Genomic DNA, 21,605 nt, shown 5'->3' on the forward strand with positions numbered 1-21,605 from the left:
CTACTTCCTCTGTTATCTAGTGTAAAGAGGTGCGATCGCCTTCGCCTACCCTGAAAGCTTTTCTAGTTAAAGGTGCGTTGTTTATAGCTAAATTGAGAGAATTTGTTTGAAGATGACGCTTAATGATACAAAAATCATGAGCGCGAGTGCCGCCCAGTCGCCAGGAACAAGCATTATATTCTTTCATCGGTTGTAGCTAGTTCGTGTAAAAATTCAATAGACAAAGGTTGGGCTTCATATTTCTGAACCCAACCTGGGTAGTTTGAGAATGATATATTCTTAGGCTAATCTGTATTACTTACGAACTTGGGCGCTAAACCCGGCTGCTTTAAACTGCTTTAGCTTTAAAGGAGTGGGTTGATTGGCTGGTACAGAAATTCTTAGTTCAAAATTGCTGATGCCTGGTGGTACTTCTGCTATTGAACCCAGACGAGTGCGATTTTGCATCACTGAGTCATTGTTAGCATCATATATACGTCCGAATATATCTGCATCATAGACTATTTTGTTTGTCGAATTTTCCGCTTTACCAGTGACAAGAAAACAGTTCGCTGCCATCGTAGTGCCACTAGTAACTGCTCCTTTCGCCAGTTCTTGTGGACACTCATTGTAAGAAATGTCAAATAGTTTAATTTGTGTCAGTGCTACAGCAGAGGGGATAAACACCCACGATAATACTCCAAGTACGCAGGACAAGAAAATAACTCTAAGTGCGCGCAACAGCATAAAAGGCACCTTAAATAAATCAAACAATAGGCAACTTAAAACTCAGCTTATACTATTTTGAGTATCTGAATAGGATTTTGAGAACTCTTGATACTTCTTTATAGATAAATAATTTTACTGATATTAAAGTTGTTTTTTTAACTAAGACTTTAGAGATAAAGACTTATAGTAATCTTAATTTTATATTGCAATCTTTGATAAATCTCATTCCCCACAGATATTGTATAAAGGCTAAATTTTCAGTCTCTACAAATTTTGTAATAATTAGAGAAATAGCCCTTAAATTGCTATTAACTTATGACACCAGATGAGATTGAAGCAGCCTTGCAAACAGCGTTTAATCGTTGTGAAACAGCCAGCTGCCCTCTCACTGATACGCAGAAGCAGATATTACTGCAAGTAGTCGGGCAAATTAAAGTAAACTTAAATCCTGGCTTATTTGATGGTGCTAATCCTTTAGATGAACTAAGCTCAGAAGAGTTACAAGCATTTTTACGTTTTGTCAATGCACAAGAAGAACAAAATCTCTCCTGGAAAGCCCAGTTACTAAACGATTGGTTACACAACAATGATTCTGGAGAAGTACAGTTTATCCGCGATCGCTACGGTTTACAGTGGCTGAATCGTATAGAAGCACATCATTTTCATAAGTTTTCTTCTCAAGACAGACTAAGGCTAAAGGTAGGCGATCGCATTGAAGTTTGTAATGCACTGTGGGAATGGGTACAAGATGATGGCCCTTGTCGTCGCGAATGGTTTCCCTGTATAGTCATTCAAATTGATGAAGTTAGACATAGTGATTATTCCTCTACTAATTGCATCGTTCGCTTTAATAATGGTGCTGAGTATGAAATTCAAGGTATGTACGAATGGAATCGCTATAATTGGCGATTCATACAGATGTAGAGGAAGGGAAATTCATTTGGATTGCATATCGACTGGATGTTGTCCATAGTATGGCAGTGCTTCTGACCAATGGGGACGATTTCTTTTCTGCCAATCTAAATATGCTAGTTGCAAAATACTAGTGACTGTGGTTGCCAATCCAGATTTTGCTTCAATGAGCCGATAATTGGTATTCCAGCTAGCTAACTTTTCCTGCCATATTTCTGGTGTCAAGACAGTGTCTGGCAATAAAACGTTGAGTCTGGAAGTATGGAGTACAGGTTGATAAATAGCAGCAAACACTTGACCTCTTTGTGCTGGCATTTGCACAGCAATAACATTATCTTCTGCATATTCTGCATTCTGCCACGCCACTGCTGCCAAGGTGGAGATAGCAAATACAGGAATACCTAACTGTTGCCCTAGTGTTCTAGCAGTAACAACACCAATACGAGTTCCAGTAAAACCACCAGGCCCTTTAGCTACAGCAATAAATGCTAAATCTGACCAAATTTGAGGTTTTATAAATTCCGTTAAATATAGATGTAGCTGGTTTGATAATTCACGTTCCAAATTCCAAACACCATAACGTGTAGCTTCAGCAAAGTTACTAATTGCCAAACCCAATTCAGGAGTTGTGGTGTGGAGCGCTAAACCGTATTTTGTGGAGTCGAAATTTTCTAATTCAGTAGACAAAGCTTATTACTAAAAATATCAATCAGGTTGCTACTGTTCATTTTAAATTGGCAAAAGACCTTCAGCCATATAATTTTGAATAGCTGCATTTACATCAAAATATATACGACTACTACACTGTTCAGCAGTAGTCGCATTAAAATCACTTGCCATTCTTCTCAAGTTGGCACCAATTCACCAGGACGCAACTTCGACCATTTACCCATTTCTTTCTTAAAGCTGAGACAACCCACAACATCCCATTCCATTTCAATCACATCGTCTTTGGGACGAATGTTGACGTTAATGGATGGTTCATTTGGCTCGAAATCTGGATTTTCAGTCAAATGGGGCTGTTGGTGCTGCGTTTCTACCGCATGGTAGGTAATGCAGCGATCTACATAGTGGCAATTCACACAAACACACATAATAGAACCAACTCCTGAGCCTTTATTGTTAATGTAGCTTAAGCGAAACTGTTATTGATTAGCCCTTGGGTTTATTTTTATTACGATGCATCCTTCAGTTACTTCTACCTTAGCTCCCGAAACTTGGCCTTTTAGCTTAGAATTATTGCCAAAACCTGCTTACATAGTAGGTGGTGCTGTAAGAGATGCTATTCTGAACAGAACTCGTGAATATTTAGATTTAGATTTTGTTTTACCATCTAATGCTGTAGAAGTGGCTCGTCAAATAGCGAGGCATTACAAAGCTGGTTTTGTTTTGCTAGATTCAGAAAGACAAATCGCTCGTGTAGTATTTCCTGGTGCAACTGCTGACTTTGCTTTACAGGAAGGAGATTGTTTAGAAGCTGACTTACACAGACGAGACTTTACAGTAAATGCGATCGCCTACAATCCACACACCCAAGAAATTATTGATCCCTTGGAGGGTTGTGCAGATATAGAAAAGCATCTTTTGAGGATGGTGTCACCCGCTAATTTGGAAAACGATCCCCTGCGGCTACTACGGGCATATCGCCAAGCCTCCCAACTTAGTTTCAGGATCGAACAAAGCACTCAAGCAGCAATTCGCGCTTTAGCACGATATCTAGTTAAAGTTGCCCCAGAACGAGTACGTGTAGAGTTAAGCTATATGCTGGCAAGTTCTCATGGTACTCCTTGGCTAATTGATGCGGGCAAAGATGGTTTACTTACCCATTTTTTTAAATACGCCGCGCTAGAAAGCTTTCATCAGATCAGAGCAGTTGATAGTGCCAGCGATCGCCTCACACAAATTTGGCCACAAATAGGGGAAGAATTGCAAAAATTTGTTCGCGATACCGTGAAAACAACTTGGTTGGGTATTGCCAAGCTAGCTTGTTTAGTTAACCAAAATCCAGAAGTAGCAGAGATTGAGTTACAAGAACTTACTTATAGTCGTGCGGAAATTAAAGCTGTAATTACAGCTTTGAAAAATTTTCCGCAGGGTAATGTATCTTTAATGTCTTTCCGAGAACAGTATTTTTTGTTTCAGGAGGCTGGGTTCGTATTTCCAAGCACAGCAGTTTTAGCAGTAGCAAATGGTACTTCTATAGAAGCGATCGCACCTTTAATCAATCGCTATCTTAACCCTAAGGATTTGGTTGCTCATCCTGTGCCTTTAGTAAGTGGAAAAGACTTGATGGCAGCATTACAAATTTCGGCTTCACCACTTGTAGGGAAATTGCTGATAGAAATAGCGATCGCACAAATTGAAGGTAAGGTTTCCACAGCAGAAGAGGCAATAGAATTTGCTTCACAGATAGTTGAGAGTTAATCTGAGGAAAACTTAACACAGAGGCATCATCAATCTGTTGAGACTTTTCCTGAAATGCTGTACTGTTCCAATCTTGGTTGTTCTAATCCCTTTAATTCTGACAACAATAAGTTTTGCATTAGCTGTGGAATGTAAACACTCACACCTTTATTCAGAAATCGCTTTCAGATTTGGTGGGATCTGAAAGAAACTAAACAGATGCTTGTCTTTTGCAGAACCTTGTTTATTACTTTGTTGCATTTGTACTTTCGGGAAATTATAAATTTTACTTATTTCGTGAATGGTGGTGCGATCGCTCATTACAATCGGACTTCCGATATCGCCACCTTGACAAATACGAGCATCAATGTGAATTTGTTCCAGCAGAGGCGCTTGTAATTCTGCTGCAAGTTGCTCACCGCCATCACTACCAAAAATTGGTGTGCGTGAACCACAATCTCCACAGATTAAATAGCTCATATTTTCAATGATGCCAAGCACAGGAACACCACCTTGGCGAAACATATGGATATTACGTCGAACATCTGCGATCGCCACCTGTTGGGGAGTTGTTACCAAAATTACTCCACAAATTGGGCTTTCTTGAATAATCGTGATTTGAGCATCTCCTGTTCCTGGTGGTAAATCAATAAATAATCTAATTCGCCCCATTCCACATCTTGCAGAAATTGAGGTTCCTTTACTATTCCCCGTTAAGAGTTCCCTGTTCCCTTACTACTTATCTCCCACTAATTGATTTCTGACTCCTGAATTCTTCTTCAATACTCAGACAAGAATTAAAATGAACATAGCGTGTTCTTGGTTTGGAAAGTGTCTGAGTCTGTCTCCCTTCGCGATCGCTACCTCGCCCTCATCGATGAAATTGTCGATATTACCCTCAAAGGCAAGATTAGTTCTGTCGAGCAAGTGTATCAAATGTTGCTCAAAAGTGTGACGGTTGGGACGGGAGAAATTTTTGAGTTGGTGTTGAGCGATCGCCTGAATGCTATTCAGCAGCAAGTAAACACAGAAAAAGATGAACTCAAAAAAGCAAAAGCCACCCGTACTCTAAGAGCAATTAAGACAATTCAAAGTCAATGGCAACGTGCTGAAGAACAAAATAAAGCCACAGAAGCTACAGCTGCCGCCATTAAGGAGATTACTACGGCTCCAACAGGAGAGCGCCTTGCTGTTTTTTTGCGCGTTACCGATTCCAACCGCAAAAATCCCCTGAACATACAACAAATTCAACAGTTGTCAAAATCTTTACAACAATTTGCCCAAGCTGATGAGGATTTTCAGTACATTGCCGATGGCATCACTCGTGGTATAGCTGCTTGGCAACGGCTGCAAGAACATCTCGTCAGTTGGATGTACGAACAAAGCCAGGATTCCTTAGGATTTGGTGGCATACCAGGAGAAAGCGGTCCTTGGGCAGCTTGGGCAAAGCAAACCAATAGCGAGTTACCCAAGACACTACTTCGCACTTTGGCGATGGAGGAATCTGTCATTGCATTCGCCGAACAACAGCGTAATGTCAACCTCAGTGACTGGGTGGAAATAACATTAATACTACAATATTTGCAACGGGGATTAGTTCACTGGTTTGACCAACAACCATACAACGTTAAAGCAGGATCGAAGCTATCTATTTCCACTTTTTTAACTTTTGCTGTGATTTGGAGTCAACTGGCAGATGGTTTTGGTTTGAGTACAATTTACGGTAATGCTGCTTCGCAGGTAATGTTGCAAATTTTGCGAACATTTTCTCAACGGCAGTATTTTCCTTTGTACGGGGGGATTTTTGCTTCCTTTGCTGGTAGCTACTTGCGAGATGCATTGAATTACCTCGATGAACCCTTACGCCGAGTTGAGGGAACTCAAGAAAAAGCGCGGATATTGACACTTTTAGGTTACTCGCAACGAGCATTAGGGCAATATGATCGCTCTATCAATTTTCATCAGCAAGCATTAGAGATTGCACGTAATGCAGGCGATCGCCCTTGTGAAATTGCCAATCTCAACCATCTTAGCCGTACCTGCGTTGCTCAACAAAACTACTCTGAAGCCATAGATTACAGTCAAAGAGCATTAATTCTGAGTAGACAAACAGGCAACAGAACCGGAGAAGCTTATGCCTTGGTTAACTTGGGCTACAGCGAAGTTATGCAGGCACAGCAGTTGCAAGAGTTAGAACCAGAAACTTATGAAATGGCAATCAACTATTTGCAACAAGGCTTAAGGTTATCAGAGCAATTAGGTGATGTGCAAAGTAAGGCTTTATGTTTGAGTAGTTTAGGTATTGCATATTTGATAATTCAACAACCAGAAAATGCCATTAAAAATTTAGAAGAAGGTTTTAGAACAGCACAACTTGCTGGCGATTTGTATTTACAAGGATTGAATTTAGCAACTTTAGGTGAAGCAAATTACAATCTGGCAAATTTTGAAAGAGCAATTTACACTGGCTGTCTGGGAATGTATTTGTTAAACCAAATCGCTTCGCAGGAGTGGCGTAAACCTGCGGGATTACTGACAATTTTGCAAGGACAATTAGGTACAGAAGCATTTCAAAATACATTGCAACAAAATCGTCAGAGAATTATTTCTGTGATTGGTATAGATGGATATGATTACATTCCGCAATTGTTAGAAGAATATAGGCAGGAAATGTAGGAATTTATATGTTGAATCTAAATTTAGATGATGAAACTGAGAAGTATTTAGTAAAAATTCTCGTGCAGGAGAAAACGACAAGTAGTGAATTAGTTAAAGGTTGTTGCGCCAACATTGGGAAAGCTTACAGGTTTAAATAGTTTTGAGCAGGCGATCGCAATTGAATCAGCAGCTGAAGCTTATAATAATCGAGGTTTTACTGTGTGGAAGCTAGATAGCGATAAATTCGTTGATAGCCAACTAATCCTTCCCAAACAAAGCGCGAGGCTTTTTTCCTATGGTTAACCCTACCATCGCCATCCCTAAAGCCTTCAAAGTCACTCACGAGCAATTCAAGGAACTCGCTGCTGCTAACCGTGACTTAAGACTAGAAAGAACCGCCACCGGAGAATTAATAATTATGCCCCCGACAGGAAGCGAAACAGGTAATCGCAACCTAGACATTGAAGGACAACTTTGGCTATGGAACCGCCAAACGAAACTAGGCAAGGCATTTAATTCTTCTACGGGATTTCACTTGCCAAATGGAGCTGATCGCTCACCCGACGCATCTTGGATTAAGTTAGAGCGATGGGAAGCGCTTACACAAGAGGAACGAGAAGGTTTTGCACCTATTTGTCCAGATTTTGTGGTTGAGTTGCGTTCTGCTTCTGACAGTATGGAAACTTTGTGGTCAAAAATGCGGGAATATATAACAAATGGGGCTAGTTTGGGATGGTTGATTGACCGAAAAAATAGAAAGGTGGAGATATATCGGCAAGGACGAAATGTGGAAATATTAGAAAACCCCACTACTTTATCAGGAGAAGATATACTACCGGGATTTAATTTGGATTTGAAAGAAGTTTGGTAGCGAAGTATTATTTATGTTGAAATATCAAAAATCCTCTCTGATTCAGAGAGGATTTCTTGGCAGCTAATATCTATTACTGAGATGAATTATTTTGATTGCTGTTCTCAGTAGGAGAAGAATTATTATTAGGTGTTAAATCTGGAGAAGGTGTAGCTGTAGTACCAGTCTCTGGATTTGAATTTGATGGTGATGCTGGAGTAGTTTGTCTAGCCGCAGGTGGTTCGGGTGGAACGGTGATGTTGATATTAGGTGGAGTGGGAGCGGTTGTTGATGAAGTATTTTGTTGGGGAACAGGAATCGGAACAGGAACTTCTCTAGTTCTTTCCACAGGAACAGGAACTTCTGTGGTTCTTTCAATAATTGTAGTTTGGGGTTGGGGTGTAGTTGTTATCGGTGTCACAGTCACAGTTGGTGTAGCAGTATTATTAACTGCTTCATTGCGCTGGGTGAAGTACCAAATGGCAATGCCTGTCAACCCTGCTAGTAAGGCAAGCAACAAGCCCAAGAACAAACCACGAGCAGTGTTGTCATCATCTCGTTGTGCTAATCTCTCTTCTTGGTAATCACGCTCAGACACACGCCCGTGGACATAACCACTTTGGTAGGAGTTAGAATCTACTCCTGTGTTGTCAACTGTTTCTGTTGTTCGCGTTACATTAGTGTGAATATTTCCGTGAGTGTCGGTGTAACTGTCTTTCTGAACTTCACGGTAGCTTTTATTATCGTTTGGATTAGTCATAGGTGTTGTTTGAAATTCCTAAGTCAAGTGATAAATGTATAGCCAAATTGCATTAAAGGTTTTCTAAGTAATAAACCAGTGATTATGTTTCCTGGTGTTATTTAAAACTTTTATTTGATGTATGTACAGAATAACTTTTGTAATTATATAAACGTTTCTATCTAAAGAAGTGATATCTACTTCCCCCTAAAGAAAGATTGTTGGATTGTAATTTAATTAATATCAGGATATTAAGCATCAAATAATCACAGTCAAAGTATTAAAATAAAGTTTGTTACCTAGTTTTTTAAAGCTAATATAAATCTGAAGTGATTAAGTCAAATAATAAGAAGCGATCGCCGCTTTTGTACAATCAAAAACTAGGCGATCGCTTTTCTGTTTAAAACACTGAAAGATTATGCTTGAGGAGTAAATTCCATTGCCACACCGTTCATGCAGTAGCGCTTTTCAGTCGGTGCAGGGCCATCATTAAACACATGACCAAGATGTCCTCCACAACGGCTACAATGGACTTCAACCCTAGTCATAAAAAACGACTTGTCTACGGATGTGGCAATAGCTCCTTCAATAGGTGCATAAAAACTCGGCCAGCCGGTACCGCTGTTAAATTTGGTTTCTGAGGTAAACAGTGGCTGTCCACAACCTGCACATACGTAAGTACCTTTGATATAATTTTTGTCTAGTGGACTAGTGCCAGCCCGTTCTGTACCGTGTTTCCGTAGAACACGAAACTGTTCTGGTGTTAAACTTTGACTCCATTGTTCCTCAGTTTTATTGACTTCAAACTTCTCTGGATTAGAAGTTGCCATAACTCGTGTTCTCCTAGTTAAATAACTTGATAACCACACTGCACCAACGGCGGCAGCAGCAGTTACTAAAAGATTTCTTCTTTTCATCTTCTATTATTTATTAAGTTTTATAAAGTTAACAATTAAGCAAGCCGTATAACTTTGATAGGGATTGCCTCACTTAGTCAATATCATGAATACTGAAGCTGACTTTATGCTGAGAGTTGCATTAAAATTGGCTAAAATTACGTGATCGCACTCACAAACAAATCTGCAACCCCCACCCAATTGTAGACCACTGAAATTTAAAATTTTCAGTGGGGATTTTAAACCCATCTGGGCAGAGAGCATAGATGGCTTAACTTTAATTAAAAACCTTTTAATTAAGCTTCTGCCTTTTGCCATCTAGCTAGAAAATAGGGAACTCTTAACAGGGAACAGAAAGAAGAATCTTCTATACTTGGTTGTGCCAAAACCGGGTGTGAATGGCTGACTTGAAAGAGGGTGTAGGGGAGCCAGTGCGGTGGTGAGCCAGCACTCTTGGGAGGGTTTCCAACGCCACATCCTACCCTACAGGAAGTCGCCTTCGGCGCCTACAAGTCGGCACGCAAAGCGGCTTCTTTCTGGGTAGCCGCCCAACGGAGTGGCTCCTCCACAGGTGACTGGCGAACGGATCTCCCAGCATAAAGCATCTGGCGTGTATAAGGATTTAGGGGTGTAGGAGAAACCTCTTTCATCTTTGGTGGGTGAAACTTGTCTCATCGAGACTGCCCTCTGCCTTTGCCAATAATTTACATAAAATAAAACCAACCTCCACGGAAACTTAACTTATGCCCCAGGAGATTGCTGTCGAATTTCGTAATGTCACCTTTAGCCGCAACCATCGCCCCCTAGTATCAAATCTCAATTTCAGCATTAGTCGAGGAGAAGCGCTGGTATTATTAGGACGTAGTGGTAGCGGTAAAACCACAACAATGAAGTTAATCAATCGCCTGTTTACACCGAACCAGGGTGAAGTTGTATTTGATGGTATTCCGACAACTCAATGGAATGAAATTCAATTGCGGCGCAAAATTGGTTATGTTATTCAAGAAACTGGTTTATTTCCCCATTTTACAGTTGAACGCAACGTTGGTTTAGTTCCCTCTCTAGAAGGTTGGAAACCTAATAAAATTAAAAGCCGTGTATACGAACTTCTGCATTTGGTTGGTTTAGAGCCAGAAAAATTTGCTCAAAGATATCCTAACGAACTATCGGGAGGGCAAAGGCAAAGAGTTGGCGTGGCAAGGGCGTTAGCAGCAGATCCACCTGTATTGTTGATGGATGAACCCTTCGGCGCACTCGATCCAATCACAAGATTAGAATTGCAACAAGAATTTTTAAGGTTACAACAAGAATTAGGCAAGACAGTTGTCTTTGTGACTCATGATATTCAAGAAGCGTTTATTTTGGCTTCGAGAATTGGTTTAATGCATGGAGGAGAATTAGTAGTGTTGGGGACACCAGAAGAATTTATGCGATCGCGAAATTCAGAAGCTCTTGCTTTTATGCAATGCTTAAAATCTTTCGCCCTATGAATATCAATAATGTTTTCTTAATCAAATATGCCCCAGAAATTCTTGCACGCACATTAGAACACTTGCTGCTAGTTGTAATTGCTATTGGCATCGCTATTTTGATAGGCATACCATTAGGTGTGTTAATTACCCGTCAAAAATCTTTGCGTCAACCTATTTTAGGGATTGCTAATATTTTTCAAACTATTCCTAGTTTGGCACTATTTGGATTACTTATTCCCGTGCCTATCATCGGTGGTATTGGCGCAACTCCTGCAATTGTTGCCCTGGCTCTATATTCTTTTTTACCCATAATCCGCAACACTTACACTGGTATTACTAGTGTAGATCCGGCTATTCGAGAGGCTGGGCGCGGTATGGGAATGACAGATCGACAATTACTCTTACAAGTAGAAATTCCCTTAGCAATGGGGGTAATTTTGGCGGGAGTGCGAGTGGCAACAGTGATAGCGATCGGTGTTGCAACTATTGCTGCTGCTATTGGTGCGGGTGGCTTGGGAGAGTTAATCTTCCGTGGTATATCCACAGTGAATGATCAATTAATATTAGCTGGTGCAATTCCAGCAGCAGTAATTGCTTTAGTCGCTGATTTAGGTATTGGTTGGATAGAAAAAAATTTGAAGATTAGGTAGGTAGGTATAAATAAATGAATTTTTCGTTAAGACTGATAGTGGTTAGTCGGGGCGGGTTTAGAAGATAAATTATCTGTTTGAACGTCAAGATGATCTACAAAACCCGCCCGTATAGTCGTTAGTGGTAAACAACCAACCCTACCCTACGGGAACCCCCTTCGGGGGAATGGGTACCCTAAGGGAAGCCGCCCTGAGGGGCGTCTACATTGGGGAAACTACGGCAAGTGACGCCACTTGATGCCAGTCGCTACAACGCGCTTAATCCGCAAGGGCGCGCTGGCTCACTACTAACTACTATCTATTAACTACTAACTACCTTCTATGAAAAGATTTTTTATATTGTTCCTTTTAACTTTTACTTTTATATTTGCAATTGCTAGCTGTCAAACCAGTAATAATAGTGGAGGTAGTGGTGATATTGTTGTTGCTTCTAAGGGTTTTACCGAACAAGATATTTTAAGCGAACTTTTAGCACAGCAAATCGAATCCAACACAAATTTAAAAGTTGGGCGTCGTCGTTTTACTAGTGCCTTAGTTACTCATCAAGCTCTTGTTGCTGGCAAAATTGATGCCTATGTAGAATATACGGGTACAGCTTTTGTTGGAATTTTAAAGCAGCAAGGAGTTAAAGATCCAAAAGTTGTTTACGAACAATTAAAGCAAGCTTACGCTCAGAAATTTAATTTAGAAGTGATGGCACCTCTGGGTTTTGAAAATACATTCGCCATGATTATACGTGGTGACGATGCAAGGCGCTATCAACTTCAAACTCTTTCTGATGCGGCTCAATATACACCCCAATGGCGTGGTGGTTTTGGTTATGAATTTATGGAACGAGAAGATGGTTTTCCAGGATTAGCTAAAACTTATGATTTACGCTTTGCTCAATCTCCCCGCCTCATGGATTTAGGGTTAATATACCGAGCGCTACTGCAAAAACAAGTAGATATGATCAACGGTAATTCCACTGATGGGCAAATTTCCCGCTTAGATTTGGTCATATTAAAAGATAATAAACAGTATTTCCCTCCTTATCAAGCAGTACCAATTGTGCGCCAACAAACATTACAAAAGTACCCTGAATTAAGGAAAGCCATATCCCAACTTGATGAACGTATTACCGCTCAAGAAATGCAAAGATTAAATTATTTAGTCGAGGGAGAATTACGTGATATTAAAGAGGTTGTGTTGGAGTTTCGTAAGTCTAAAGGTTTAGTATGATACGTATAATAGTTCCAAAAAATAAATAATTTATGAAAAAATGTTTAACTAATACTATTAAATTACCTCTAAAAAGTATTATCTTAGGTGCTTTTTTCGCTGGAAACGGTATCTATGCTCAGACAATACCTGTATCATCAGACTTAATTGATTTCACATCCTCTTATGGTGAAAAACTATTAATTGAAAGTCGTTCGCGACAAGATTTTTTCCCTCTCAGTACACAATTTCTGACGCAAGATAATCAAGCATATTGTGGAGTTGCTAGTAGTGTGATGGTGTTAAATGCATTAGGAATACCTGCACCAGAAGCACCAGAATATAAGCCTTATCGCATATTTACTCAAGAAAACTTCTTTAACAACCAAGCAACTCGAAAAGTCATAGCTCCTGAAGTTGTTGCTCGTATGGGAATGACATTAGAACAGTTGGGTAAATTATTAGCAAGCCACAAGGTAAAAACGCAAGTTTATCACGCTGATGATACTACTATAGAAGAGTTTCGCAAACGCGCTGCCGAAAATTTAAAACAACCGGGAAACTTTATTTTAGTTAACTATTTACGTAAAGAAATTGGACAAGAAAAAGGCGGACATATATCACCAATAGCAGCTTATCATGAGCAGACAGATAGATTTTTAATTTTGGATGTTTCTCGTTACAAGTATCCGCCTATTTGGGTAAAAACAGCAGATTTATGGAGGGCAATGAATACTTTTGATTTAGTGTCTAGTAAAACACGAGGATTTGTATTTGTCAGCAAAAATTAACTCTTACCCGAAACGGCAATATTTCTCAGCAATTCATAGTATAACTTCCAAACTTCGTTCTACATCAGCATCAGTTGTTGACCAACACGAAAGGCTGATTCGCATGGCAGTTTGTCCTTGCCAAACTGTGCTACCACACCAACAAGTCCCCTCGGCTTGAAGCTCGGCGATGATCTGATGAGTTGTTTGTGGGCTTCCAAAAGATATCAAAACTTGATTTAACACCACATCGTTGAGAATTTCATATCCGGCAGCTTTCAATTCCTTGGCAAATCTTCTAGCATGGCAACAGGTTCGCTCAATTAAATCTGCCAATCCATATCTACCGAGCGATCGCATCTTTTTTAGGAGCAACTTGACGAGTGTCTAAGCCTTCAAGATAGCGAATAGCGTATTCAGTCGCTGTTTGCAGGATTTTTCTGATGTCTTGGTTCTTGCGTGTATCGAGATCAAAAATCATTATGCTACTCCACTATTAATTGAGTTAGTGCGATCGCAGTTGCGGTAGTTTCATCCTTTGTTATGCAGAGATAAATTGGGAAAAGTGGGACTAAAGGCAGATTCTACGTAGTTGCTAGCTTGGAGGATGTAAATGGTTAGCTGATGCTGTTTAAAGGTAGTCGAGCCAAAATCTTCCCAGTTGCGTCCTTGGATCTCTAGTATTGTGGTGATGATGTAAGCAATGATGCGATGAGGACGCTCATGTAATGCTAACGGGGACATGATTTCTAGGGTTCCTCGGTAGTATGCGATGCGAGTGTGACGTTTTTCTCCTAAGTCAGCGAGAATTTGCTCAAAGTCTTGCCAGGATAGGTTATGAATGGCGATTTGGCTACCGGGAGCCAGTTCTATGGCTTGGATGGGTATAGATACCGTCATTCTGTTATCAACCTTAGCTATACTGTTGTTTCTTCAATTTTGACGCGCCATTCTCGTGCGAGGAGTTTTTCTGTTTTAGCGATCGCCTGCTGTTCCCCTCAGTTAACAATCGCTGCCAGTGCTGCTCTTTACGCACTAGTCACGGAAGAATAAAACCACTCCAGGCACAGAGAACAGGGAGGTGTTTATATTCCCTTTTGCCCTCTGCCTCCTACCTTCTTACTTTCCCGCTGTTCGCTCGCCATAACGCAACAGCCTTTCGATAGTTGCAAGGCGATTTTCCCAAACTTTAACTTGATAGGGATTATCTAAAGCTTGTAGGCGCATCCATATCCGAAATTGAGACTGGAAGCGAGCAATAGAGGCTTTCGCTGCTTGCAATTTACTGGCATTTGGCTTGGCAGCGAGTTGATTCAAAGCATCTTGTAAAACTTCTGCTTGGGTGTTAAATTCCGAAATGATCGTGGCTGGTAATCGTAGTTGACGATTTTGCTTGACAAAGTTCCATTCAGCCAGCAAAACTGCATAACGAGCGGCAGCAGTTTGAAAAGGCTGGCGTAGAGGAGTTGGTTCTGATGGTGTGACTTTCTCTCTGCCTTGGGTGCGACTAAAAACTTTCTGTAAGTCGTTGTTAAAATTTTCTGCTGCAAATAGAGCATAACCGCTAATTGGCAAGTCTCTAACCAATTGAATCTGATCGAATGCTCCAACAGTGGGTAAAGAAAGCAGACGAATTCCTGGTACTAGTAGGGCAGAGCCTAAATTTGATGAAGCAATCCAAGGTTGTGCTAGTCGTTCAAAGCTAAAGGTATCTTGAGCATAAGTCATGGGAATAATTAAATTTACATCACCACGTTTTGCCCAAACTTCCCAATGCTGCTGAATTTTTTGAATCCGTTCTTGTTCTTGGAGAGGAAATACTGCCGCCGACAAAATTAAGTGCGATCGCTTGGAGCGCAATTGCTGTGATACTTGAGCAACAAAGCTATTGACTTGCTCGGTACGAAATTGAGTCCACTTTTGCCAAAGTTCTTTTTGACTGGGAGAAATATTGACTGGATCTACACCTGTCAGTTGCTGAAATTGCTTCCTAGCTGCTTGCCCATAACCGTAAGTCCTTCCGGCTGCCTCGTCTTGGAAGGGATAACGAATGTAGTCTAAATGCAAGCCATCGACTTTGTAGCGGGTGACAATTTCCTCATATAACCGAAGTAAATATTGTCGTACCTGGGGATTGGCTGGATCTAAGAAAGGTTTACCCTGCCCTTGTGGGATCATTTGCCCGCGTTGATCGTAGCCTGCCCAATCAGGAAAAGCAGCTAGGATTGGCCCTGGGTAATCTGGTTTAATGTTTAAAATTTGATTGTGACGTTGATTGCCAGCCGCAAAAGTCCAAACCCAAGCATGTAATTCCATGTTTCGCTCATGGGCTAGTTTTACCGCTGCTGCCAGTGGATCCCAACCGCGAATTAAAGGATTTTGCTGAGGTGCAACGTGACTGGGATAAATAGTGTAACCAGCGTTGACTGTTTCAAAAAAAACCGTATTGATTCCTGCTTGTGCTAGACGATCAAAAATTTGGGCGAGTCCTTGCTCACTTCTAGCACGGACAATTGTACCTCGATCTAGCCAAATTGCCCTGATTTCTGGTTGAGCCATTCTCCGATCTAGGGGAAACAATTGCCACAAAGTCGCTTTTGCTTGCACCCAGGATGAGCGAGCTTGAGCATATTGTTTATTTGCGATTAGCTGTGGTAAGTTTTTCGCTATTTTTCGTACTTGGGTAAGACTCTGGTTGATATCGGAGAGTGCAATATTAGTTTTAGTGGAGGCTAACTGTGCCTGCCGTTCCTTTGCTGCTTGGAGGTTACCATTGTAGGCAGCAGCAGCTAAATTGGCGCTTTCAACTCGATTGATCAGATTTTCTAGCTGTTGCTGGAGAGCGATCGCCTCAGTGCGACTAATGGGTGCATTCGAGTTGGGTTTGATATTTAAATGTAGTCCTTGTTGAAGTTGATCAATGGCTTCGTCTGTAGGTTGGAAAGTATTGGCAGAAGCAGTGGTGGTGCTGACTCTCTGCCTAGAGGCTGCCTCCACCGAGGTATAACAATTTGGTGAACCTCCTGGTACTCTACTGATGTAACCAGAAGATACATCTGCATGACGGTTGAGAGCAGCTTGTAACCAAGCAGTATCTGTCTTAGATGGCGAAACAGTATCTACCCCCCAACGCCAACCCAACAAGGTAGAACGTTCTGTCGTTAGCACTGCTGTCGGGCGCTCTTTGGCATCCCAAACAGCAACTGCTTGGGCAGATACGGTATTGGGAATCACAACACCACCGTGTACTTTACCAATGAGGCTATTTCGACTTACCCATGCTTGTGTCTTGGCTGGTGCTAGTTGCAGGTTTTGGGGAGACTCAAGGCTAAATCCCCAATAACCTCCTAAAAGTGTTTGTAGTAATTGACGTACTCCTGGCGTTGACAAACTTCCTACTGCTCCACTGGCAATTAAGCGCCCACCTTTACTCATCCATTCTTCTAGGGCGATCGCAACTGTTGGTATTAAATTTTCGACGTTGGGCAAAAACACCACTGGGCGATCGCCTAAATCTGCTGCACTTTTAATGTTATCTAGAGAAATTACACAATACTTCACTCCTGTTGCTTGCAAACGATTGGTAATTCCTGTCCACTGATTGGCGTTTGCTTGGGTATAGATGATGCTTAATACAGGTTCAGAAGTTGTGGCTTTTACAGGCAAAATTTTGAATGAACAATACAATAATAATTTAACTTGTAAAATCAATAATCCTATTTTTTTTAGCTTGTTTAATTTGCTTTTTTTGATAGATTGACCCTGATGTTTCACTCTCCACTCCTCACACAATTAGTCATTAGTCATTCATCATTAGTCATTAGTCATCAGTTTTTGAATGTAAACAGTTGACTGTTGACTTTTGGATATTGACTATAGAATTTAACTTCAATCTAAAGGCTGAACACAAGTCTTGATTAATTCTTCTACTCCCGCCACAGGGAAGATTTTTGTCTTTAATTGGCGAGCGACTTCTTCAATATTTATATCATCCAAGAATACAGAGTCGCCATGTTTTAACATGACAGTTGGCAATAAAATTCCTGCTCCTAAATCTTGTTTTTGTAAATTTAATATTAAATCATGACCTGTTAACAAGCCAGTAACAGTAATATTTTGTCCCCAATAATCGCTATTTAAAGCATGCATTTTAACTTCTAGCCCTTCAGTTGAATTCAAGCATTGGAGGATTGGTTGAAATGCTTTTTCAACCGCGTTACCAACAACCCAATGCAATCTGCGCTGAGGTTTTACTTTTGGTGGTAATAATTTGTCAGCGGTTTGGGCAAATTTTTTCAGAAATAAGCGAATTGAACCAACACCATTATCTATTTGGGGATAATCTTCATATTCAGATTCGGATGGTAAATCTTTGCCTGCAATTAAAAACCATTCATCTGCTAACCAGGCAAATGTCGAATCAAATTTTTGACGAAACTCCTGCTGGAGCGATCGCACTTGCTCAATTACTTCTACTGCTTTTTCTTTTGTCACGGGTGTAAGTTCATCTTGCTCAGGGCGAAACCTTGTTAACCCCACTGGCACTACCGCCACCGAAGCAACTGCTGGCACGTCCCCAGTATGAAATAGTGCTAGCTCGCGCAGAGTCTGTTCTAAATGAACGCCATCATTTATACCAGGACACACTACAACCTGAGCATGAATTTGCAGCCGTCTTTTTTGGAACCACTTGATTTGCTGCAAAATTTGTCCGGCACGGGGATTTTTTAGCAGTTTAATTCTAACTTCTGGTTCAGTGGCATGAACGGAAACATACAAAGGAGATAACCGCATTGCCTCAATCCGCTGCCATTCCCGTTCAGTCAAATTGGTTAAGGTGAGATATGAGCCATATAAAAAACTCAAACGATAATCATCATCTTTAAGGTACAAGCTTGAGCGTTTACCTGGTGGCTGTTGATCGATAAAGCAAAACGGACAGCGATTATTGCATTGAATTAGATTATCAAATAACGCCGTTTCAAACTCTAGTCCCAAATCTTCATCGTAATCTTTTTCGATTTCAATATTATGGATTTTTCCAGCAGCGTCCAAGACTTCCAGTTCTAGCACTTCATCAGCGCACAAAAACTGATAATCAATTAAGTCACGGGGAGGTGTGCCGTTAATACTGACGATCGCATCCCCAGTTTCAAATCCAATTTCTGCTGCAATGGAATCAGGTAGTACTTTGGTAATAAGAGCTGGACGAATAGTAGTCATTGCATTCATAGTCATTAGTCGTTAGTCATCAGTCATTTGTCATTAGTCAATTGTGAATGGTGGAGAGGTAAACCAACCAAACACAAAGGACAAAGGACAAATAACTAAGGACTATTAACTATTGTTCAACACTCCAGCTCCAATTGCCGCCAGTATTACTACGCCAAATATGAGCCGATACCAAATAAACACCCAGCTACTGTGGGTTTTGAGAAAGCGCAGCAAACCAGCGATCGCCAAATAAGAAAATACCGCCGATGAAATCAAGCCAACTACTAAGGATACTATTCCTGTGTCTCCTGTCAAAACATTCTTTGATTCGACTAATCCAGCTAGGGTGATGGCGGGAATACCCAACAAAAAAGAAAATCGCGCCGCAGTTGCCCTTTGTAATCCTACAAATAATCCTGCGGTCAGGGTGGAACCAGAACGAGAAACACCAGGAATTAAAGACAATGCTTGCGCTAACCCCATAAATAGCCCATCTTTCATCTTCAAGTGTTCAAAATCACGTTGCCGTTTGCCCACAAATTCTGCTATTCCCAGTAAGATGGACATCACAATTGAAGAAAATGCAATTGCTCCCACACTCCGCACAGGAGAATTATCGTAGTCTGGGACTAAGATTTTAATCAAAATCCCGAAAAATACAATTGGCACTGTTCCCAATACAATTCCTAAGCCAAGGCGGAAGTCATAATTGTTGTAATCTTTTTGTGCAAGAGCTTTTACTACTCCCTGAAATAATCGCGCTAAATCCGCCCAAAAATACCAAATTACTGCTGCAACACTCCCCAGTTGAATTACGGCGGTAAATGCTACCCCCGGATCGCCCCAACCAAGCGCTACTGGTATGACTTTTAGATGTGCTGTGCTACTAATGGGCAGAAATTCTGTTATCCCTTGTACAAAACCTAAAAAAAATGATTGAAAGATATTCATTTGTTGTACCCCAGTTATGGGCTGAGGCTGAGTACCAAGGACTTGGATCGGGAATATCGCCACTGACATCAAAGCAGATATGGTACTGAAAATTAAAAACGATTGACGTTTTGATAGAGTCATTAGTATACCTGCGTCACTTTAATTACAAACAGTTACACAAACAAATGCTCAATGAAATTTTTAGTAAATAAGAGCTAAGAAGCTTTGCTACCCAGTGACAACCATTTGTAAATCAATTCACTACTGACTACTTGCTTAAGCCTACTATGTTTCAACAATGACCGATGATAGATCAATTGCTTCAAATCATTCGTAAAGAGTCTATGAAGTATGACGTTTGTCAATAGGAAATTTTGCTCACTATTTACTTTTTTCGCGACACTTTAAACTCCTATATTGCTTGCGTAATTTTATCTAAATTTTTTATCTTCAGCAGGTAATGTAGTATGTCTTTCTTTGCTTAAGGTAATTCTGGTACAATTAATATGCCCCTGGGGGGGATTTGTGTTGTGATATCTTAAATAAGATGAAGTTAAGTAAACTATATTAAAAAACTTTGGTTAACAATACATTGTCTTCTTACACCACTTTTAACCCTACCAACACTGATACGGAGATACGGTTACAACCAGAGGCGGAGAGTAATGTTTCTTTCCCTCCCTCTCAAGGCACTACCCTGACTTTTCCTCTCTCTGTTGTCACATCTGTTCGTCAAAGCTGGCTAGTATTTACGGCGGCGGTATTTTTGGTATCCGTGCCAGTGTTTATCGAAGCTCCCTTAGTGCGATCGCTACCGTGGTTGAGTCTAGCCCTCACAGCCGGATGGGTGTGGCTGAGTTTCTTATTAATGTCACGTCCTGTAACATATCTATGGGGCGATTTAATTTATGGATTTAGTTGGAGTTGGTTAGCTGGTTCAATTTACTGGGGCTGGTTGCGTTGGGAACCGCTATGGCATTTGCCTGTAGAATCTATTGGTTTGCCATTTGCCATCTGGTGTCTGCGACGAAATTGGGGCAAGGTGGGTAACTGGTTTTACTTGGGTTCCCTACTTGGTACGGTTTTGACTGACGTGTATTTTTATTTGGTAGATTTGATGCCTTACTGGCGGCAAATCATGCAGGCAGAACCAGAACAGATATCACAAATTTTACGAAATGCTGTGGTGCAAATCCAAACTCCTTGGGGGCAAACTTGGGCGATCGCTCTTGCCTTAGTGCTGCTGACGGTGGGAATTTTACCTTTACGTAAAAGACAGTGGCACTGGTATGCCTTTAGTGGAGCGGTGTTAAGTACGATTTTGGTAGATAGTTTATTTTTGTTAGCTGCCGTTTTGGGATAGCGATCACGTGGCGTTTATCGATTAACCCAAAAACTGCTTGTATCCTTGCTTGAACTTCTCCTTTCCGTTCTTTTCCACAATACTGCCGTGAGCCATAATTACTCGCTCAAAATCCCAGGCTAAAACTCTTTGTACTGCTTGTCTTACCTTTTCTTTTTCTCGTGTCGCAACTCGCTCCAACAACGATGGGCTTAAGCTTTGATATCCGCCAAGTACCCTTGTCGCAAACTGTGTGACTAGGGGAAAGCTCTCATCGAAATTAAAAGCTGTATCTGTGAGTACCAACGTTCGACTTTCTGCATGGAAGAAAACACATTCATTAAGTGGAGCAAAACCGCTCAAACTTAACGTTCTAAAGCCATCGAACAGTAAACACTCAATTCCGCTCAAAAAACTTTTTGTGTTAGTGTTGATGACTTGATCGATGGAGAGTTCTGGTTTCTTAATCTCTAATCCAGGAGTTGCCCAGAGTATAGCGCTTGGATAGAGCGCCTTGAAACTTGCTGTGAACAAATAATGGTAGAGATTCGGTGCAATGATATGGCTAACATTGCCAAGCTCGTTAAGCTGATGAATGGTGGCATCATCGACTTGAATGGGAGAAATAACGACTAGCTCGCCAGTGACTAAGCCGATTACTGTCATTCTTGTACCAACACTGAGTCCGAAATATTTAAACGGTTGTTCAGCAACCCAAATACTTCTGTCAATCTCTCTGAGCATTGCCAACTGCCATTTATCGACTCAATTAGATTAACTCACTTCGCTTTCAAAACCCAGTACTCTAAAGGCTTTAAGCCTGGGGCTACGCGGGCAAAAAAGGAGTCGAACAATCAG

The 21,605-nt window shown here is 40.9% G+C and carries 26 protein-coding genes; 11 read left to right on the plus strand and 15 right to left on the minus strand.

Going from position 1 to position 21,605, the window contains the following annotated elements; genetic code table 11:
* Window positions 1-16: 16 nt before the first annotated feature.
* Window positions 17-187, minus strand: a complete 171-nt coding sequence (locus U2718_RS21295; protein ID WP_342000246.1) for a hypothetical protein — start codon at window positions 185-187, stop codon at window positions 17-19.
* Window positions 188-294: 107 nt separating this feature from the next.
* The gene (locus U2718_RS21300) at window positions 295-726 is read right to left on the minus strand and encodes a hypothetical protein (RefSeq protein ID WP_342000244.1); all 432 of its coding nucleotides are present in this window, start codon (window positions 724-726) and stop codon (window positions 295-297) included.
* A 297-nt stretch (window positions 727-1,023) separates the two neighbouring features.
* Between U2718_RS21300 and U2718_RS21305 the strand changes: the two genes are divergently transcribed.
* Complete coding sequence (locus U2718_RS21305; RefSeq protein WP_342000243.1) at window positions 1,024-1,632, plus strand: hypothetical protein; 609 nt, start codon at window positions 1,024-1,026, stop codon at window positions 1,630-1,632.
* A 12-nt stretch (window positions 1,633-1,644) separates the two neighbouring features.
* Here U2718_RS21305 and tsaB read toward each other — a convergent pair whose 3' ends face one another.
* Together tsaB and U2718_RS21315 are read right to left on the minus strand one after the other, a co-directional pair.
* Window positions 1,645-2,307, minus strand: a complete 663-nt coding sequence (gene tsaB / locus U2718_RS21310; RefSeq protein ID WP_342000241.1) for a tRNA (adenosine(37)-N6)-threonylcarbamoyltransferase complex dimerization subunit type 1 TsaB — start codon at window positions 2,305-2,307, stop codon at window positions 1,645-1,647.
* Window positions 2,308-2,465: 158 nt separating this feature from the next.
* On the minus strand, window positions 2,466-2,714 hold the full coding sequence (locus tag U2718_RS21315; protein ID WP_289790985.1) for a Ycf34 family protein: 249 nt from the start codon (window positions 2,712-2,714) through the stop codon (window positions 2,466-2,468).
* An 85-nt stretch (window positions 2,715-2,799) separates the two neighbouring features.
* On the opposite strand from U2718_RS21315, the gene U2718_RS21320 reads away from it, so the two are divergent.
* Complete coding sequence (locus tag U2718_RS21320; RefSeq protein ID WP_342000239.1) at window positions 2,800-4,044, plus strand: CCA tRNA nucleotidyltransferase; 1,245 nt, start codon at window positions 2,800-2,802, stop codon at window positions 4,042-4,044.
* Between the two features lie 54 nt (window positions 4,045-4,098).
* A complete protein-coding gene (locus tag U2718_RS21325; protein ID WP_411813342.1) occupies window positions 4,099-4,179 on the plus strand; it encodes a 4-Cys prefix domain-containing protein in 81 nt (26 codons plus the stop codon).
* A 12-nt stretch (window positions 4,180-4,191) separates the two neighbouring features.
* Here U2718_RS21325 and U2718_RS21330 read toward each other — a convergent pair whose 3' ends face one another.
* On the minus strand, window positions 4,192-4,695 hold the full coding sequence (locus U2718_RS21330; RefSeq protein ID WP_342000237.1) for a P-loop NTPase: 504 nt from the start codon (window positions 4,693-4,695) through the stop codon (window positions 4,192-4,194).
* 159 nt (window positions 4,696-4,854) lie between these two features.
* Between U2718_RS21330 and U2718_RS21335 the strand changes: the two genes are divergently transcribed.
* The 3 genes from U2718_RS21335 (at window position 4,855) to U2718_RS21345 (ending at window position 7,552) form a co-directional block, all read left to right on the plus strand.
* A complete protein-coding gene (locus U2718_RS21335) occupies window positions 4,855-6,699 on the plus strand; it encodes a tetratricopeptide repeat protein (RefSeq protein WP_342000236.1) in 1,845 nt (614 codons plus the stop codon).
* A gap of 114 nt (window positions 6,700-6,813) precedes the next feature.
* Window positions 6,814-6,984, plus strand: a complete 171-nt coding sequence (locus tag U2718_RS21340; RefSeq protein WP_342000234.1) for a hypothetical protein — start codon at window positions 6,814-6,816, stop codon at window positions 6,982-6,984.
* The gene (locus U2718_RS21345; RefSeq protein WP_342000232.1) at window positions 6,977-7,552 is read left to right on the plus strand and encodes a Uma2 family endonuclease; all 576 of its coding nucleotides are present in this window, start codon (window positions 6,977-6,979) and stop codon (window positions 7,550-7,552) included. The genes U2718_RS21340 and U2718_RS21345 overlap by 8 nt, the downstream gene beginning before the upstream one ends.
* Window positions 7,553-7,625: 73 nt before the next feature.
* On the opposite strand, the gene U2718_RS21350 is transcribed toward U2718_RS21345, so the two are convergent.
* The 3 genes from U2718_RS21350 to U2718_RS21360 all read right to left on the minus strand — a co-directional run bounded on the left by U2718_RS21350 (window position 7,626) and on the right by U2718_RS21360 (window position 9,816).
* Entirely contained in the window at window positions 7,626-8,291 is a 666-nt protein-coding gene (locus U2718_RS21350) for a hypothetical protein (RefSeq protein ID WP_342000231.1), read from the minus strand.
* Between the two features lie 395 nt (window positions 8,292-8,686).
* Window positions 8,687-9,187, minus strand: a complete 501-nt coding sequence (msrB, locus tag U2718_RS21355) for a peptide-methionine (R)-S-oxide reductase MsrB (protein WP_342000230.1) — start codon at window positions 9,185-9,187, stop codon at window positions 8,687-8,689.
* A 485-nt stretch (window positions 9,188-9,672) separates the two neighbouring features.
* A complete protein-coding gene (locus tag U2718_RS21360) occupies window positions 9,673-9,816 on the minus strand; it encodes a hypothetical protein (RefSeq protein WP_342000228.1) in 144 nt (47 codons plus the stop codon).
* A gap of 93 nt (window positions 9,817-9,909) precedes the next feature.
* Here U2718_RS21360 and U2718_RS21365 point away from each other — a divergent pair, with 93 nt between their 5' ends.
* The 4 genes from U2718_RS21365 to U2718_RS21380 all read left to right on the plus strand — a co-directional run bounded on the left by U2718_RS21365 (window position 9,910) and on the right by U2718_RS21380 (window position 13,279).
* Window positions 9,910-10,656 carry an ATP-binding cassette domain-containing protein gene (locus U2718_RS21365; RefSeq protein WP_342000227.1) on the plus strand — a complete coding sequence of 249 codons (747 nt, stop codon included), beginning with the start codon at window positions 9,910-9,912 and terminating at the stop codon, window positions 10,654-10,656.
* Window positions 10,653-11,288, plus strand: a complete 636-nt coding sequence (locus U2718_RS21370) for an ABC transporter permease (protein ID WP_342000225.1) — start codon at window positions 10,653-10,655, stop codon at window positions 11,286-11,288. Before U2718_RS21365 ends, U2718_RS21370 begins: the two co-directional genes overlap by 4 nt.
* 321 nt (window positions 11,289-11,609) lie before the next feature.
* The gene (locus U2718_RS21375) at window positions 11,610-12,509 is read left to right on the plus strand and encodes a glycine betaine ABC transporter substrate-binding protein (RefSeq protein ID WP_342000224.1); all 900 of its coding nucleotides are present in this window, start codon (window positions 11,610-11,612) and stop codon (window positions 12,507-12,509) included.
* Between the two features lie 32 nt (window positions 12,510-12,541).
* Entirely contained in the window at window positions 12,542-13,279 is a 738-nt protein-coding gene (locus U2718_RS21380) for a phytochelatin synthase family protein (RefSeq protein WP_342000221.1), read from the plus strand.
* Between the two features lie 33 nt (window positions 13,280-13,312).
* Here the strand turns inward: U2718_RS21380 and U2718_RS21385 are convergent, their stop codons facing one another.
* The 6 genes from U2718_RS21385 to U2718_RS21410 form a co-directional block, all read right to left on the minus strand.
* Window positions 13,313-13,633, minus strand: coding sequence for a hypothetical protein (locus U2718_RS21385; protein ID WP_342000220.1), 321 nt, complete (start codon window positions 13,631-13,633; stop codon window positions 13,313-13,315).
* Entirely contained in the window at window positions 13,602-13,739 is a 138-nt protein-coding gene (locus U2718_RS21390) for a hypothetical protein (protein WP_342000218.1), read from the minus strand. Before U2718_RS21390 ends, U2718_RS21385 begins: the two co-directional genes overlap by 32 nt.
* A gap of 50 nt (window positions 13,740-13,789) precedes the next feature.
* Window positions 13,790-14,158, minus strand: coding sequence for a Uma2 family endonuclease (locus tag U2718_RS21395; protein ID WP_342000216.1), 369 nt, complete (start codon window positions 14,156-14,158; stop codon window positions 13,790-13,792).
* Between the two features lie 219 nt (window positions 14,159-14,377).
* Window positions 14,378-17,032 carry a family 10 glycosylhydrolase gene (locus U2718_RS21400; RefSeq protein ID WP_342000214.1) on the minus strand — a complete coding sequence of 885 codons (2,655 nt, stop codon included), beginning with the start codon at window positions 17,030-17,032 and terminating at the stop codon, window positions 14,378-14,380.
* Window positions 17,033-17,146: 114 nt separating this feature from the next.
* On the minus strand, window positions 17,147-18,481 hold the full coding sequence (locus U2718_RS21405) for a TIGR03279 family radical SAM protein (protein WP_342000256.1): 1,335 nt from the start codon (window positions 18,479-18,481) through the stop codon (window positions 17,147-17,149).
* Between the two features lie 114 nt (window positions 18,482-18,595).
* A complete protein-coding gene (locus U2718_RS21410; protein WP_342000212.1) occupies window positions 18,596-19,546 on the minus strand; it encodes an undecaprenyl-diphosphate phosphatase in 951 nt (316 codons plus the stop codon).
* A 436-nt stretch (window positions 19,547-19,982) separates the two neighbouring features.
* On the opposite strand from U2718_RS21410, the gene U2718_RS21415 reads away from it, so the two are divergent.
* On the plus strand, window positions 19,983-20,768 hold the full coding sequence (locus tag U2718_RS21415; RefSeq protein ID WP_342000210.1) for a DUF3120 domain-containing protein: 786 nt from the start codon (window positions 19,983-19,985) through the stop codon (window positions 20,766-20,768).
* Between the two features lie 21 nt (window positions 20,769-20,789).
* On the opposite strand, the gene U2718_RS21420 is transcribed toward U2718_RS21415, so the two are convergent.
* Window positions 20,790-21,491: a DUF4336 domain-containing protein gene (locus tag U2718_RS21420; RefSeq protein ID WP_342000209.1), complete on the minus strand. Its 702-nt coding sequence runs from the start codon at window positions 21,489-21,491 to the stop codon at window positions 20,790-20,792.
* Window positions 21,492-21,605: the final 114 nt, after the last annotated feature.

Source organism: Chlorogloeopsis sp. ULAP02, assembly GCF_038404745.2.
Classification (GTDB): Bacteria; Cyanobacteriota; Cyanobacteriia; order Cyanobacteriales; family Nostocaceae; genus Chlorogloeopsis.